At 62.7% G+C, this 15,823-nt stretch carries 15 protein-coding genes and 1 pseudogene; 11 read left to right on the top strand and 5 right to left on the bottom strand.

Annotation, left to right across the window (positions count from 1 at the left end; translation table 11 throughout):
* Positions 1-215 precede the first annotated feature (215 nt).
* Positions 216-1,514 (bottom strand): amino-acid N-acetyltransferase, encoded by a 1,299-nt coding sequence (gene argA / locus CAG11_RS02175; RefSeq protein WP_053133808.1) that lies wholly within the window; start codon positions 1,512-1,514, stop codon positions 216-218.
* Positions 1,515-1,650: 136 nt separating this feature from the next.
* On the bottom strand, positions 1,651-2,808 hold the full coding sequence (argE, locus tag CAG11_RS02170; protein WP_085594351.1) for an acetylornithine deacetylase: 1,158 nt from the start codon (positions 2,806-2,808) through the stop codon (positions 1,651-1,653).
* A 158-nt stretch (positions 2,809-2,966) separates the two neighbouring features.
* Here argE and CAG11_RS02165 point away from each other — a divergent pair, with 158 nt between their 5' ends.
* Positions 2,967-4,334 carry an inorganic triphosphatase gene (locus tag CAG11_RS02165; RefSeq protein ID WP_085594349.1) on the top strand — a complete coding sequence of 456 codons (1,368 nt, stop codon included), beginning with the start codon at positions 2,967-2,969 and terminating at the stop codon, positions 4,332-4,334.
* On the opposite strand, the gene CAG11_RS02160 is transcribed toward CAG11_RS02165, so the two are convergent.
* Entirely contained in the window at positions 4,335-4,805 is a 471-nt protein-coding gene (locus CAG11_RS02160; protein WP_085594347.1) for an Lrp/AsnC family transcriptional regulator, read from the bottom strand.
* A gap of 124 nt (positions 4,806-4,929) precedes the next feature.
* On the opposite strand from CAG11_RS02160, the gene CAG11_RS02155 reads away from it, so the two are divergent.
* The 7 genes and pseudogenes from CAG11_RS02155 (at position 4,930) to CAG11_RS02130 (ending at position 10,630) form a co-directional block, all read left to right on the top strand.
* Positions 4,930-5,259 carry a hypothetical protein gene (locus CAG11_RS02155; protein ID WP_085594345.1) on the top strand — a complete coding sequence of 110 codons (330 nt, stop codon included), beginning with the start codon at positions 4,930-4,932 and terminating at the stop codon, positions 5,257-5,259.
* 101 nt (positions 5,260-5,360) lie between these two features.
* Positions 5,361-7,136, top strand: coding sequence for a GspE/PulE family protein (locus CAG11_RS02150; protein WP_085594343.1), 1,776 nt, complete (start codon positions 5,361-5,363; stop codon positions 7,134-7,136).
* A gap of 72 nt (positions 7,137-7,208) precedes the next feature.
* A pseudogene (locus CAG11_RS34405) lies at positions 7,209-7,961 on the top strand (HAMP domain-containing protein); the annotation flags it as partial.
* On the top strand, positions 7,953-8,816 hold the full coding sequence (locus tag CAG11_RS34400) for a methyl-accepting chemotaxis protein (protein ID WP_371916602.1): 864 nt from the start codon (positions 7,953-7,955) through the stop codon (positions 8,814-8,816). The pseudogene CAG11_RS34405 and the gene CAG11_RS34400, both read left to right, overlap by 9 nt.
* A 44-nt stretch (positions 8,817-8,860) precedes the next feature.
* Positions 8,861-9,781 (top strand): SPFH domain-containing protein, encoded by a 921-nt coding sequence (locus tag CAG11_RS02140; RefSeq protein ID WP_022641726.1) that lies wholly within the window; start codon positions 8,861-8,863, stop codon positions 9,779-9,781.
* A 10-nt stretch (positions 9,782-9,791) separates the two neighbouring features.
* Positions 9,792-10,241, top strand: coding sequence for an NfeD family protein (locus tag CAG11_RS02135; RefSeq protein WP_085594339.1), 450 nt, complete (start codon positions 9,792-9,794; stop codon positions 10,239-10,241).
* A 71-nt stretch (positions 10,242-10,312) separates the two neighbouring features.
* On the top strand, positions 10,313-10,630 hold the full coding sequence (locus CAG11_RS02130) for a DUF2388 domain-containing protein (protein WP_031320675.1): 318 nt from the start codon (positions 10,313-10,315) through the stop codon (positions 10,628-10,630).
* Positions 10,631-10,700: 70 nt separating this feature from the next.
* On the opposite strand, the gene CAG11_RS02125 is transcribed toward CAG11_RS02130, so the two are convergent.
* Positions 10,701-11,375, bottom strand: coding sequence for a TetR/AcrR family transcriptional regulator (locus CAG11_RS02125; RefSeq protein WP_085594337.1), 675 nt, complete (start codon positions 11,373-11,375; stop codon positions 10,701-10,703).
* A gap of 140 nt (positions 11,376-11,515) precedes the next feature.
* Between CAG11_RS02125 and CAG11_RS02120 the strand changes: the two genes are divergently transcribed.
* The gene (locus tag CAG11_RS02120) at positions 11,516-12,400 is read left to right on the top strand and encodes a DAPG hydrolase family protein (protein ID WP_085594335.1); all 885 of its coding nucleotides are present in this window, start codon (positions 11,516-11,518) and stop codon (positions 12,398-12,400) included.
* 52 nt (positions 12,401-12,452) lie between these two features.
* Here the strand turns inward: CAG11_RS02120 and CAG11_RS02115 are convergent, their stop codons facing one another.
* On the bottom strand, positions 12,453-13,055 hold the full coding sequence (locus CAG11_RS02115; RefSeq protein ID WP_085594333.1) for a TetR/AcrR family transcriptional regulator: 603 nt from the start codon (positions 13,053-13,055) through the stop codon (positions 12,453-12,455).
* A 452-nt stretch (positions 13,056-13,507) separates the two neighbouring features.
* Between CAG11_RS02115 and CAG11_RS02110 the strand changes: the two genes are divergently transcribed.
* Both CAG11_RS02110 and CAG11_RS02105 read left to right on the top strand, forming a co-directional pair.
* A complete protein-coding gene (locus CAG11_RS02110; RefSeq protein WP_085594331.1) occupies positions 13,508-14,596 on the top strand; it encodes a hydroxymethylglutaryl-CoA synthase in 1,089 nt (362 codons plus the stop codon).
* 29 nt (positions 14,597-14,625) lie between these two features.
* On the top strand, positions 14,626-15,822 hold the full coding sequence (locus tag CAG11_RS02105; RefSeq protein ID WP_031320678.1) for a thiolase family protein: 1,197 nt from the start codon (positions 14,626-14,628) through the stop codon (positions 15,820-15,822).
* The last annotated feature ends 1 nt before the right edge of the window (position 15,823 follow it).

The following is a 15,823-nucleotide window of genomic DNA, read 5'->3' as shown; positions in this document are numbered from 1 at the left end:
AAATATTTTCCCGCCGCTCTCTCTTCCAGCCCCTTAGCCAGATCAATGAATAACGTCATAAGGGATCAAAAAAGCGACGCAATCATGGCTAAGAGCCTATCCTCCCGTCAATTTGTTACAGTTTTAGTATCGAAGTGAAATTATTCTGAAATACACAGCGCCGCGATCCGATCCCATGATCGAACCGCGGCGCTGGTGTAGCAGAAGGAAGGATTTCAGAGGGCTTTTTCGAAGATCTTCGAATTGCGCTGGTAGTTGTACAGCGAGGCCCGCGCCGATGGCAGGCGCTCCACACTGCTGGGCGCGAAGCCCCGCTCGCGGAACCAGTGGGCCGTGCGCGTGGTGAGCACGAACAGGGTCTTGAGTCCCTGGGCCCGGGCCCGGGCCTCGATCCTTTCCAGCAGTTCATCACCACGCTTGCCGTGCCGATACTCCGGGCTCACCGCCAGGCAGGCCAGCTCGCCAGCGTCGGAATCGGCGATCTGGTACAACGCGGCGCAGGCGATGATCATGCCCTCGCGCTCGACCACGCTGAACTGCTCGATCTCCCGCTCCAGCACCTCGCGGGAACGCCGCACCAGGATGCCCTGCTCTTCCAGCGGGCTGATCAGGTCCAGCAGGCCGCCGACATCCTCGATCGCCGCTTCGCGCACACGCTCGAACTGCTCCTGGGCCACCAGGGTGCCACCGCCATCGCGGGTGAACAGTTCGGTCAACAAGGCGCCATCCTCGGCATAGCTGACGATATGGCTGCGCCCTACCCCACCCCGGCAAGCCTCGGCCGCCGCATCCAGCAGCTCGGCCTGGTAGTTCGCGCCCAGGCGCTGCAAATGAGCCGGAACCTGCTGCGGACGCAGCTCACGCACCAGCTTGCCGCTCTCGTCCAGCAGGCCCGGATCCGCCCCGAACAGCAACAGTTTGTCGGCGCCCAGGTCGATGGCCGCGCGAGTGGCGACATCTTCACAGGCCAGGTTGAAGGTTTCCCCGGTGGGCGAATAGCCCAGGGGCGACAACAGGACGATGGAACGCTCGTCCAGCAGGCGATTGATACCCTTGCGATCGACCCGGCGCACCTCGCCGGTGTGGTGGTAGTCGACGCCTTCGAGCACGCCGATCGGCCGCGCGGTCACCAGGTTGCCGCTGGCGACCCGCAGCCGCGAGCCCTGCATCGGCGAGGAGGCCATGTCCATGGACAGGCGCGCTTCGATGGCGATGCGCAGTTGGCCCACGGCGTCGATCACGCACTCCAGGGTGGCGGCATCGGTGATCCGCATCCCGTGGTGGTAATGCGGAGTCAGGCCGCGGGCGGCAAGGCGTGATTCGATCTGCGGACGGGAACCATGCACCAGCACCAGGCGCACTCCCAGGCTGTGCAGCAGCACCAGGTCGTGGACGATATTGCCGAAGTTGGGATGTTCAACACCGTCGCCGGGAAGCATGACCACGAAGGTGCAGTCGCGGTGGGCATTGATGTAGGGAGACGCGTGGCGGAGCCAATTGACGTATTCGGGCATGAACCTGAGCCTGTAAATAAAAAGCAGCCTATGGAAGGACGAAACGGAAAACGCACAGCGGGCTGATGGTTATCGTCGGAACAGGCTTGGCGACACGCTTACTCTCCTCATGGGTACGGACAGGGACGACGGCAATTTACTGAAATTGGGCCGGCTTCAGGCAGTAATGTTCAATCAATTCCCGTAATAGATGCACGGTAGGCTGCAAGCGTGACATTTCCAGGTACTCCCCCGGCTGGTGGGCACAGGCGATATCCCCTGGGCCAAGGACCAGGGTCTGGCAACCAAGGCGCTGAAGATAAGGCGCTTCGGTGCCGAACGCCACTGCTTCGGCACGATGCCCGGTCAAGCGCTCCGCCACTCGCACCAGCTCGGCGTCCTCGGGCTGCTCGAACGGTGGAACGGCAGGAAACAGCGGCGCATAGTCGATCTGCACTTCGTGCCGTTCGGCCACAGGCCTGAGCTTCTGCCGGATCGCCTCGCGCAGGGCTTGCGGGTCCATGCCCGGCAGGGGCCGCAGGTCGAACTCCAGCGAACACTGGCCACAGATACGGTTGGGGTTGTCGCCACCGTGGATGCAGCCGAAGTTCAGGGTCGGCTGTGGCACGCCAAATTGCGGATTGCGAAACTCACGCTGCCACTGCAGGCGCAGGCCGCGCAGTTCGCCGATGGCATCGTGCATGGCCTCCAGGGCACTGCGCCCCAGGTTCGGATCCGACGAATGGCCGCTGCGCCCGAGGATATCGATACGCTCCATCATCACCCCCTTGTGCAGGCGGATCGGCTTGAGCCCGGTGGGCTCGCCGATCACCGCCGCGCGCCCCAGGGGCCGCCCGGCATCCGCCAGGGCCCGGGCTCCGGCCATGGAGCTTTCCTCATCGCACGTGGCCAGGATCAGCAACGGCTGCTTGAACGGTTGTTCGAGCAACGGCCGCACCGCCTCGATGGCCAGCGCGAAGAAGCCCTTCATGTCGCAGCTGCCAAGGCCGACCCAGCGCCCGTCGACCTCGGTCAGCTTCAGTGGGTCGGTCTGCCACAGCGCGGCGTCGAACGGCACGGTGTCGCTGTGTCCGGACAGCACCAGGCCGCCAGGACCACTGCCGAAGCTAGCCAGCAGGTTGAACTTGCCGGGGCTGACCTGCTGGATGTCGCAGGCAAAACCCAGGTCGCCGAGCCAAGCGGCGAGCAGGTCGATGACTGGCCGATTGGACTGGTCCAGAGCGGCCTGGGTGCAGCTCACCGAAGGGGCGGCGATCAACGCGGCGAATTGATCCTTCATCGATGGCAATGGCATGGGCGGGCTCCGGAATGTCCAAGACGAGACCCATCATAGGGGCTGTTGCCCCGCCGAAGGAACCGCGGCGGCACCTGTCGACGCCTTGTCCTGTACACTGCACGACCTTGGCAGCCAACTCTTCCCCGGCTGCGCTCCCGATCCTGGATTGTCCGGCCATGCAGAAAGAAACCGAAATCAAACTCCGCGCCAGCCGCGAGACCCTCGCCGCCCTGCGCGAGCACCCGCTGCTGAAGAAACGCAACAAAAGTGGCTGGGAACGCCGTGAACTGATGAACCAGTACTTCGACAGCCCGGACCGCGACCTGGCCCAGGCCAAGGTGGCCCTGCGCCTGCGCCGCGATGGCGACGTGGTGATCCAGACCCTCAAGACTCGTGGCCAGAGCATCGCCGGCCTGTCCGTACGCAACGAGTACGACTGGCAGCTACCCAAGGCCAAGCTCGACCTGAAGAAGCTCGACGATCAATGTTGGCCCGAAGCTCTGGCCGAGCTGGACAAGAAGACCCTCAAGCCGATGTTCACCACCGATTTCGTCCGCGAGCGCGCGGAAATCGCCTGGGGTCGCGGCAAGGCCAAGGTGGTGATCGAAGCGGCCCTGGACCTGGGCCAGGTGGTCGCCGGCAAGCACAAGGAAGAGATCTGCGAGCTGGAGCTGGAACTGCGCGAAGGCGAACCGGCCGCCCTGCTGGAACTGGCCTCGGAACTGGCCATGACCCTGCCGCTGATGCCCTGCGATATCAGCAAGGCCGAGCGTGGCTACCGCCTGTTCGATGCCGGCAGCTACACCCTGAGCCTGCCGGCTCCGCAACTGACTGCCGAAACATCGCTGGACGAAGCCTTCGCTGCCCTGGCCTGGCACCTGCTGGGCAGCAGCCAGCGCCTGGCCGAACAGTACCGCTTCAACGGCCACTGGCGCCTGCTGCAGGATTGGGTGGAAAACCTCGCCGAATTGCGCGCCCTGGCCAGCAGCCTGGGCCAGGCAGCGCCACGCCAGTCCACTGCCGAACTGCGCAGCGCCCTGGACGCGCTGCTCGAAGACTGGCGTCCGCTGGTACAAGCCGGCCTCGATGACGAAGACGTGCGCAAGGCCGCTCCGGAACAGTTCATCGAAGAACTGCAAGACGTGCGCTGGGGCCTGTTCTCGCTGAATACCTCGCGCTGGCTGCTGGCCCGGGCCTGGACCGCCGAGCGCAACACCCGGGGCAATCGCCAGGGTGCCGCGCGCCTGGACAGCTGGCTGCCACGCCTGCTGGCCGAAGAAGCCACGTCCCTGCAATTGCCGCGCTACCAGCAGCAACCCGAGGACCTGGCCGAGCAACTGCCGCGCATCGAGCGCATCCAGGCCTGGCTGCACCACGCCCGCAGCGTGCTGGAGATCCCCGAGCTGGACCGCCTCTATGGTGAGCTGAACAAGCTGGCGCAGCTGGCCAACGAGCCGATCAGCGACGAAGCCCTGGCGGCACGCAAGCAGCAAGCCATCGCGGTCTTCCAGAACCGTGCCTGGAAGACCCTGCTGCGCATGTGATCAGCGCAGCAGCGGCAGGCTGGTGGTGGACTTGATCTCCGACAGGGCAACGATCGAGTTCACCTCCTGGATACCCGGCACCATGGACAGCTTCTCGAAGAAGAAGCGCTCGTAGGCCTCGATATCTGCCGCCACCACCCGCAGCAAGAAGTCCACCGCTCCCATCAGCACGTAGCACTCCAGCACTTCCGGGAAACCACGGATCGCCTCGGTGAACTCGGTGAAGTTGGAGCGACCGTGGGCATTGAGCTTGATCTCGGCGAAGATCTGCGTGTTCAGCCCGATCTTCTTGCGATCCAGCAAGGTCACCTGGCCGCGAATCACCCCTTCCTCCTTCAAACGCTGGATCCGCCGCCAGCATGGCGACTGCGACAATCCCACCTGCTCGGCGATCTGCGCGCTGGATAGCGAGGCATCTTCCTGCAAGAGGGCGAGAATCCGGCGGTCATAGGCGTCCAGCTCGCTATGCATGAATAATCTCCATATTGGTTAAATCGCGAATATTTAAATTCAATAAATTTGAATAATGATCAATCTTAGATAAGAAATACCCGAAACCGAATGTAAAAATTTCTCCATTGAATTGGAGACCACCATGCCCTCGCTCGACACCGCCTTTGGCCCCTCGCCCCGTCCTGATGTCTGGAGCCCCAGCCAGGCCCATTGTCGCGTGCAATACCAGTTGGCAGCCGACGCCGAAGCCGATGTGCTGTGCCGGGTCCTCAACCATTTCGCCTTGCAGTTCCTGGTGCCACAACGGATCTCGATGCAACAGCAGGACGATATGCTGCACATGGAAGTGGAGCTTGCAGGCTTGAGCTGGCATCGCGCCGGAGTGATTGCCGAAAAACTGCGCAACCTGGTGTGCGTCTGCTCGGTCGAGCTGCAACAACTGGAACCCATGCGCCTGCAAGCCGCTGGCTGAAGCCGGCAAAATCCTGCAACCCTTGGTTGGCCGCCCCGGCGCTACTCGGGGCTACCCTTGGCTGTTCCGGTCGGCTCTCGACCACGAGCAGGGAGAACCCCATGGGTGCCAACCATCTGCCCCGGGATCGCAAGCTGGAGCTGGGCAAGCTGCTGCGCGACTTGCAGGCCCAGGGGCGGATCAGCCAGGAAGCCGCCGGGCAGGTCATGGCGGCAAGGCAACATGACATCGGAGAACCCCGGCACCCGCTGGAAAACATTGCCGAACAGCAATTGCCAGACCTGCATCGGCCGGGCCGCCAGCTGGACCTGGACAGCCTCACCGCCTGGCTCGCCCAGGAAGCCGGCCAGCCCTATCTACGCCTCGACCCACTGCAGATCGATGCAGTCGCCATCACCCCGCTGATGTCCCGGGCGTTCGCCCAGCGACACGGAATCCTCGCCATCGCCGTGGATACCCTGAGCGTGACCGTGGCCAGCGCCCAGCCCTATGTCAGCGCCTGGGAAGCCGACCTGGCCCATGCCCTGAAGCGCTCCGTGCGGCGGGTGCTGGCCAGCCCGGCGCAGATCCGTCACCTGACCCTGGAGTTCTATCGCCTTGCCAGGTCGGTCAGCGGCGCCAGCAACGAACATCGGGGCAACGGCCCCGGCAACTTCGAGCAATTGCTCAAACCAGGCAACAGCGGCCAGGCGCCGGACGCCGACGACGCCCACATCGTCAATATCGTCGACTGGCTGCTGCAATACGCCTTCGCACAGCGAGCCAGCGATATCCATATCGAACCTCGGCGTGAACAGGGCAACCTGCGCTTGCGCATCGACGGCCTGCTGCACGAGGTCTATGCCTTCGAACCCCATGTGACCCAGGCCATCGTCAGCCGCCTCAAGAGCCTGGGCCGGATGAACGTCGCGGAACGTCGCAAGCCCCAGGATGGCCGGATCAAGACCCTCACTCCCGAGGGCAACGCCGTCGAGCTGCGGCTCTCGACCCTGCCCACCGCCTTCGGCGAGAAACTGGTGATGCGCATCTTCGATCCCCAGGTACTGCTCAGGGACTTCGACCAGCTGGGTTTCGCCGCCGAGGACCTGGCGTGCTGGCAGGCCATGACCGCCCAGGCCCACGGCATCATCCTGGTCACCGGCCCCACCGGCTCGGGCAAGACCAGCACCCTCTACGCCACCCTGAAGAAGCTGGCCACGCCCCAGGTCAACCTGTGCACCATCGAGGACCCGATCGAGATGATCGAGCCGTCCTTCAACCAGATGCAGGTCCGGCACAACATCGACCTGGGCTTCTCCAGCGGTGTGCGTGCGCTGCTGCGCCAGGATCCGGACATCATCATGATCGGCGAGATCCGCGACCTGGAAACCGCCGAGATGGCCATCCAGGCTGCCCTCACCGGGCACCTGGTGCTGTCCACCCTGCATACCAACGATGCCCCGGGCGCCATCAGCCGCCTGCTGGAACTGGGCGTGCCGCACTACTTGATCAAGGCCACGCTGCTCGGGGTCATGGCCCAGCGCCTGGTGCGCACCCTGTGCCGGCACTGTAAGCAACCGGTGGTTCTCGACGCGGATCAATGGCGCAGCCTGGCCCCGGCCGAACGACTGCCGGCGTCCCTGCACGCCCACCGCGCCATAGGCTGCGCCGAGTGCCGGGGCACCGGCTACCGCGGGCGGGTCGGGATCTACGAAATCATGCGCTTGAACGATGCCCTGAGGCCCCTGATCCAGCCGGACCTCGACCTGGCCAGGCTGCGCCGCCAAGCTGCTGCCGACGGTATGCGCAGCTTGCGCCTGGCAGCCGCACAGAAGGTGACGCAAGGGCTGACCAGCCTGGAGGAAGCCCTGCGGGTCACGCCCTGTAACGAGTCCTGACAGTGCCACGAGGGCGCGCCCCAAGGGCTGGACTACGCTTTAGGCACAGCCGAAACGTGCAGGGAGCCGGGCATGAACATCCGCCACAACATGATCACTTCAGGGGCCATCAGCCTACTGGCTATCGCCCTGGTGGCCGGTATCGGCCTCTGGGGCCAGTCGCGCCTGGCCAGCGCCCTGCATGACAACGAACTCAATGCCAGCGCCCTGCGCAACCACCTGGAAGCCGACATGATGCATGACGCCCTGCGGGCCGATGTGCTGCAAGCGCTGAGCAGCCAGCCCGGTGACGAGGCGGCGGGCAACGAGGTGCGCGACAGCCTGCGCGAGCATGGCGACTGGTTCCGCAAGTCCCTGGCCGAGAATGCCCGGCTGCCCCTGGCGCCGGATATCCGCGAGGCTATCGCCGAACTGCAGCCGGTGCTGGAGAACTACATCCGGGCCGCCCAGGACATTGCCGGGCTGGCCCTCAAGGATCCCCAGGCCGCACGCCTGCAGATGGCGGAGTTCTCCCAGCGCTTCACGGAAGTGGAAACCCGCAACGAGGCACTGAGCAGCAAGATCGAAGCCAGCAGCGCGCAAACCCGCGACCGTAGCGAAACGGCCGTGCGCCAGGCCGCCGGCTGGCTGATCGGTGGCAGCCTGTGCGCCGCCCTGGCCCTGTGCCTGCTGACCCGGCAACTGCTCAACCGCGTGCTCAAGCCCCTGGAGAAGTCAGTGGCCACGGCCCGGGCCATTGCCCAGGGCGACCTGACCCGCAGCATCAGCGTCGACAGCCACGACGAAGCCGGCCAGCTGCAACAGGCCCTGGGCGAAATGCAGGACAACCTGCGGCGGATGATCACCACCATCCGCCATGAAAGCGAGGAACTGCGTGGCCGCTCCCACAGCCTCAGCGGTACCTCGTCGAACATCGCCGACGGCGCCAGCGAGCAGGCCGATGGCGCCACCAACATGGCGGCGGCCATGGAGCAGATGATCAGCAACATCGCCCAGGTCGCCGAACATGCGCGTAATGCCCAGAGCATCTCGGCCCAGTCCGAATCCCTGGCCGGCAGCGGCGGCCAAGTGATACTCGGGGTGGTGGACGGCATGAGCCAGATTGCCGAGGCGGTCAACCAGTCCTCTGAAAGCATCACCGCCCTGGGCCAGTCCTCCGAAGAAATCCACTCGATCATCCAGGTGATCAACAGCATCGCCGAGCAAACCAACCTGTTGGCGCTCAACGCCGCCATCGAGGCCGCCAGGGCCGGCGAGGCCGGACGCGGCTTCGCAGTGGTCGCCGACGAGGTCCGTAACCTGGCGGCACGAACCGCGCAATCGACCCAGGAGATCACCGGCATGATCCAGCGCATCCGGGAAACCACCGAGCAAGCGGTCAGCAGCATGCAGACCGGAGTCAGCCGGGTGAACGACGGGGTGCACATGGCCCAGCAGGCGGGCACCTCGATCAACGAGATCCGCCAGGGCGCCCAGCGCTCGGCGCTGATGGTCCAGGAGATCTCCCACACCATCGGCGAACAATCCAAGGCCAGCAGCGAAGTCGCCCAGCGGGTGGAGATGATCAGTGAAGTGGCCCGGCGCAACAGCCAGGCCATGCGTGACCTGAGCCTCACCGTGGAACAGATGGAGAGTTCGGTAGCCACCCTGCAGACCTCGGTCACGCGCTTCCAGCTGTGAAGCCGAGGCCGGCCCCATGAACCAACAGTGAACAGGTGAGCCTGATGCAGATCACAAGCGTGCTGCTACTTTTCGTGGGCCTGGCCGTGGCCCTGGTGTTCATGGGCTTCAAGGTAGTGCCACAGGGCTACCAGTGGACCGTGGAGCGTTTCGGCCGCTACACCACCACCCTCAAGCCGGGGCTGAACATCATCATCCCGGTGATGGACCGTATCGGGCGCAAGCTCAACGTCATGGAAAATGTCCTGGACATCCCGCCCCAGGAGGTCATCACATCCGACAACGCCACGGTGCAGATCGACGCGGTGTGCTTCTTCCAGGTGGTCAACACCGCCCAGGCCGCCTATGAGGTCAACAACCTCGAGCATGCCGTGCGCAACCTGTTGCAGACCAACATCCGCACCGTGCTGGGCTCCATGGAACTGGACGCGATGCTCAGCCAACGTGACGCGATCAACGAGAAACTGCTGAAGACCGTGGACGAAGCCACCGCGCCCTGGGGGATCAAGATCACCCGTATCGAGATCAAGGACATCAGCCCGCCGGCCGACCTGATGGCCGCCATGTCCGGACAGATGAAGGCCGAACGGGTCAAGCGTGCGCAAATCCTCGAGGCCGAGGGCCTGCGGGCGGCGGCCATCCTTACCGCCGAGGGCAAGAAGCAGGCACAGATCCTGGAAGCCGAGGGCGAGCGCCAGGCGGCCTTCCTCGAGTCCGAAGCCCGGGAGCGCCAGGCCGAGGCCGAGGCCCGGGCGACCCAGGTGGTGTCCGCAGCCATCGCCAGCGGCAACGTCCAGGCGATCAACTACTTCGTGGCGCAAAAATACGTCGATACCCTGGGCAAGCTGGCCTCGGCCAACAACAGCAAGGTGATCCTGATGCCGCTGGAGGCCAGCCAGGTAATCGGCGCGGTGGGCGGCATCAGCGAGATCGTCAAGGCCACCTTCGACGGCAAGAAGACCTGAGGCAAGCGTCATGTCGGCATTCCTGCAAGCACTGTCGTTCTGGGACTGGCTGGCCCTGGGCACCGTCCTGTTGATCTTCGAGGTGTTCGGTGCCGGCGGCTACCTGCTATGGATCGGCTTGGCGGCGATTTGCGTGGGGGTCCTGGCGTTCCTGGTCCCGAGCCTGGCGTGGGAAGTTCAATTGCTGCTATTCGGCCTGCTGTCGCTGCTGACGGCCCTGTACTGGTGGCGACGCCAGCGCAGCGCGATCCGCGCCAGCGACCAGCCGAACCTCAACCTGCGGGGCCGCGAGCTGATCGGCAAGACCTTCGTGGTGCATCAGGCGATCGTCAACGGCCGGGGCCGGATCAAGGTTGCCGATGGCGTCTGGATCGCCAAGGGTGCCGACGCCCCGGAAGGCGCGCGGGTCCGGGTGGTGGGCCAGGAGGGGGCGATCCTGCTGGTCGAAAATCTCGACTGAACAGTCACGGAACTCGACCGCGGAAACTAGAATCAAACCCTGTAGTTCCCCCCTAGTCGGAGTCACCCATCATGCGTCTGAAAACAGCTGTCGTCACAATTGCCCTGCTATCGCTCCCCGTAGGTTCGGCAATGGCCGACACCTTCTGGCGTAACGTCATTTCCTCCGGTGCGACCACAGGTTCCACCTACCTGACCTTCAAGGACCACAAGCTGATCGTCGCCGCCCAGGACGACGCTGGCAGCTTCGTCGCCAGCCAGGGCAGCATTCGCGGCCCGTACCTGGAGGCCGCGATCCAGAAGGTCCGCGCCGAGAACCCTGGCCTGCAGGCCAGCGACATGGAATTGGCCAACGCCATCCTGGCGAAGAACGCCGTCGCCCAGGAGTAAGGATCGTCCCAGGGATGGCCGACAGCAAACGCCGACCACAGGGTCGGCGTTTTTTTTGCCAGGCCAATTCCTAGCCGGTCTGGGCAGTCCGGGACACCGCCTGCAAACCGGCCAGCGCGTAGCTCATCATGTGCTCGATCAACTCGGGCGGATCGAGCTGCAAGCCGGGCAGCACATTGCGCTGTAACTGGCCATGGGCGATCAGCAGGAACAGGCAGGGCGCGAATACGTTGACCGCACAGCGCAAGGTGGCTGGATCGTCGGGCGAGCGCTGCATGATCTGACCAAGGATGGTGCGCACGATCAGCGCCTTCGGGAAGGCCTGCTCCTCGAGCACCTCGGGCAAGACCGAAGAGGGCGACAGCAGCTCGCGGGTCAGCACCTTCAAGGCCCAGCCCTGGCGCGCGCTCCCAAGGCCCTCGATCAGCATGGTGATGATCGCCCGCAGCTTGTCTTCAGGGCTTTGCTGGCTCTCGCTCAGGCTGATCATGGTTTCTATTCCAACCAGGCGATCATGAGCCTCGCGCAACACCGCCCGATACAGGCCGTCCTTGTTCTCGAAGTGATAATTGACCGACGCATTGTTGGCCCTGGAACTCTCGCAGATCTGCTTGCTGGTGGTATTGGCATACCCCAGCTCGGCAAACAGTTGGCCGGCCATCTCCAGAATCTGCTGGCGAGTCGCCTGGCCATCCTGGCGCGGTGCACGAGCTACAGCTGCCTGCGGGGAAACGGGAACGACCATGAGCTCCTCACTAAGTTAAATTCAAATTTGACTTTTGTTTATGGACTGCTTAGCTACAAAGCGCCAGTTTCTCGTTCAACCAGGATCCAAGGTTGCTGTGAAGTGGCGGCTACTCGTCTATTCAGCCAAAGGATATCAGCATGGAAGCACGCGTCATGACCCCCTTCACCTACTTCTCCCTGCCCATGCAGAAGCTGTTCCTGCACAACCAGGCGGAGGTCAGGAACAAGCCCTATGCCAAGTACTTTCGCGGGGACATGCAGGTGCCGCTGTCCGCGGTGCGCAAGATCCAGCAAGGCCCCATGCCCCTGAAGGACACCCTCACCCCGAGCATCGAGGACATCAACCGCCTGCTCGATCCGGACTTCGTCAGCGAGGAGTCCGGCTATGCCCTGCTGCCGGGGCCGATGGCCTATGTGCAAAGCCGCAAGTTCTTTCCCAGCTGCACAGCCGAGATGTTCAAGTGGTGGTTCATGTGGCACCCGCTGGAGTCGGAGCGCTACACCCTGTGGTTCCCCTACGCCCATGTGAGCAACCCCTGCGTGAACCATCAGCGCCTGTGCGACGAATCCTTGAGCTTCGAAGAGCGGCTATATGGCAACACCTTCTGCGCCTCCGAGTATGTCGGCGACCGCCTGATGCACCTGCATATCGACTTCCAGGAGCCAGGCAAGCTGGGCCTGGACCCCGATCTTTATCGCGAAGCGAAAATCGACGGCAGCGTCAGCGCCCTGATGAGCCTGGCCGATCATCCACAGGTTCCGGTGTCATTGATGGTGCACTTGTTCAAGGAAGTGCCGGGCGGCATGTACCTGACCAGCCGCTACTGGATCGGCGCGCATCCTTCGATGGCCCGCTTTCCCGGGGCAGACAAGGCGGCGGCCATCCTGGGGGAAAACGGCCTGGGTGCCACCGAGCTGGAAACCCTGGCCTATGAATTCGCCGTACACGACATGTGCGAGTTCAACCACCTGGCCAGCTTTCTTCCGGACCTGTATCGGGAGTTCGCGAAACCTTCAGCTTGACGCACAAAACCAATGAGCCCGCGATATTCGCGGGCTCATTGGTTGGAATGAATCAACGTTGTGCACCAGGGCAAACACCGTTGATCAGCATGGAAGTGAACTCCTCGATGTCCTGCTCCATCGTCAACTGCTCGGTCAGCAGTCGATACCAGCAAAAACCGAAGATCATATCGAGCAACAATTCACGGTTGGTGTCCTTGGGCAACTCACCATTGCTGATGGCATTTTCCACCAGCTTTCTTGGCAACTCCCTCCTGCGCTCCATGAACTGATCCTTGAGCTGGATCAATGTTGCTGGATCCAGTTGCGCTTCAGCTATCACGCAACGGAAAGCCTCCCCGCAAATGGTTTCTCTCCAGACTTTCCAGAGATTGTGCAGCAAAAAATCGAGATCTTTCTTGAACGAGCCGAGATCAGGAGTCTTTCTGACTTGCTCGCTCTCGTTTTCGTAGACTTCTGCGATCAACGCCGCTTTATTCGACCACCAGCGGTAGATCGTCGGTTTGCTGGCACCGGCTCGACGAGCCACAGACTCGATACTGAGCCCGGAATAGCCGCATTCCTTGAGGATTTCGATGGTGGAAGTGAGGATGGCTTTATGAGTATGAGGACTTCGCAAAGAGCCGATGGAGCTGCGAGATGGTGTACGAGCCACGATAAAAAAATCTCCAGGCAGGGCGCTTGACAAACGCAACGCAGGGTATAGGATTCCCCCGAATCGAAATGAAACGGTCCGTTTCGTTTCATTCTAAAGAGATCTACGAATTTCTTGTACCGATCCATCTAGATTTTTTAATTATTGCCTAATAGCCAGATAATACGGGGCCTTAGGCAAATACAGCTTCGAATTCAAGGCCTCGATCTTTTGCTTTCAAGAGCAAAGATCGCCCTAGATTCTTATTAAACGAAACGTTCCGTATTATAACATAACGAGGTGAAAAAAAAACTGCTTTCGTATGGCTTTCTTCTATAGAAGAACCGCTCTACTTCGCGGGTTTGCATGACGCCGGCCAGCTGAAGGCAGCAAAACAGTTTTCCGTATGTTTCAAGACTGCTCCTGAAGCAGGCACGCCCCAGTTTTCTGAAGAGAATGGAATCAAGAGGAAAATGAACGTGAAAAAAGTAGGCATAGTCAGCTATGGCGCGGGCATTCCGGTCTGCCGCCTCAAAGTGCAGGAAGTCATCAACGTCTGGAAGAACACCGACCTGAAGCTGGTCGAGGAGAACCTGGGCGTCACCGAAAGAGCCGTGCTGCAGCCGGATGAAGATGTCATCACCCTCGGCGTACTGGCAGCGCAGCGGGCCCTGGACAAAGTCCCCGGCCATGAACTCCAGGCCCTGTACCTGGGAACCTGCACCAACCCCTATGACTCGCGGGCCTCGGCCTCGATCATCCTGGAAATGCTCGGCAGCGGCTACGACGCCTATTGCGCCGACGTCCAGTTCGCCGGCAAATCCGGTACCTCCGCCCTGCAGATCTGCCAGGCCCTGGTGGCCTCGGGCATGACCGGCAGCGCCCTGGCCATTGGCGCCGACACCATCAACCGCAACACCGCTCCCGGTGACCTGACCGAGTCCTATGCCGGCGCCGGCGCCGCCGCGCTGCTGGTCGGCACCGAGAATGTCATCGCCCAATTCGATGGCAGCTTCTCTTGCGCCGCCGACATCGCCGACAACATCCGCCCCCAGGGCGATCGCTACATTCGTTCCGGGATGGGCCTGGGTTCGGACAAGAACAGCATCGGCCTGGAAGACCAGACCCGTCGCGCCGCCGAAGGACTGATGGCCAAGCTGCACACCAGCGCCGCCGACTACGACTACGTGGTGTTCCAGCAGAACCTGGTGTCCACGCCCTACTCCCTGGGCAAGCACCTGGGCTTCAACGCCAAGCAGATCGAACCGGGCATCTACGCCGGCAGCGTCGGTGATACCGGGGCAGCCAGCCCGCTGCTGGGCCTGATCAACGTCCTGGACCAGGCCCGTCCGGGGCAGAAGATCCTCATGGTGTCCTACGGTTTCGGCGCCGGCAGCGACGCCATCGCCCTGACCGTCACCGACGCCATCGGGCAGTACCAGAAGCGCAACAAGCCGCTGCGCCAACTGCTCGAGGACAAGACCTATGTCGATTACGGCACGTCCATCAAGTACGAGTTCAAGTACCTGCGGGCTGACTACGCCCTGACCGCCTATCTCTGATTACGCCTGTCTACGCAAGGAGCATGTACATGTGCGCACGTCGTGTTGCAATAGTTTCGGCTGCCTATACGCCGAAGCCCGGTAGTTCACGAGTTCGGCAGACGTTCAAGGAAATGATCGTCGAATCCGCCTACAAGGCCATCAAGGATGCCAAGATGCATCCCCGCGAAATCCAGGGCGTAGCCTATGGTTATCACGGTGAGGGCATCTCCGAATATGGCGGCCTGGGCCCGACCATTTCCGACGCCCTGGGGATCAGCCCGGCGCCGACCTTCATGAGCACCGCCAACTGCACCAGCAGCTCGGTATCCTTCCAGATGGGCCACCAGATGGTGGCTTCCGGGGAGTACGACATCGTCCTGTGCGGCGGTTTCGAGAAGATGACCGACCACTTCAACTATGCCGAATACATCGGTTCCAGTACCGAGTGCGAGTACGACTACTTCCTCGGCATCTCCCACACCGACGCTTTCGCCCTGGCGACCGCCGAGTACTTCCAGAAGTTCGGCTATGCCGGCCGCGAAGCCGACGTCCTGGCCACCTTTGGCCGGCAGATGCGCATCTATGCGCACAACACCCCTACCGCCACCCGCTATGGCCAGGCGATCCCGACCCTCGAAGCGCTGAAGAACAGCGAAGCCTGCGGCTCGATGCTGGCCTGGGGCGAAGCCAGTGGCTGCGCGATCCTGGTCGCCGAACACCTGGCCCACAAGTACACCGACAAACCGGTGTTCGTGCGGGGTTGCGCCTATACCGGGGTTTCCCACTACTTCGGTACCCGCTTCCACAACCCGACCCTGCACCACCCGGGCCTGCCCAAGGACGTGGGCATGGCCGTCTCGGCCAACTCCATCGCTTGCGCGGAGATTGCCTATAAGAAAGCCGGGATCACTCCCAAGGACATCGACGTCGCCCAGGTCTACGACCTGCTCGGCGCCGGCCTGATCCAGATGGAATCCATGGGCGTCTGCGGCAAGGGCCAGGCTGGCGACTTCGTTCTCGAAGGCGGCATCGCCCTGGACGGCCAGCTGCCACTGAACACCGACGGCGGCAACATCGGCCGCGGCCATGCGTCCGGCTGCGACGGCATCCTGCACATCACCGAGCTGTTCCGGCAGCTGAGGGGTGAAGCCGACAACCAGGTCAAGGGCGCGCGCATCGGCGTGTCGCAGAACCTTGGCGGTTATGCGGCGCACAACTCGGTGATTGTCCTCTCGAACGACTAAG

This window comes from Pseudomonas sp. B6(2017) (assembly GCF_002112765.1).
In the GTDB taxonomy this organism is placed as follows: domain Bacteria; phylum Pseudomonadota; class Gammaproteobacteria; order Pseudomonadales; family Pseudomonadaceae; genus Aquipseudomonas; species Aquipseudomonas piscis.
Note: the sequence above shows the minus strand (reverse complement) of the source record. Positions and strands in the feature narration are given on the sequence as shown.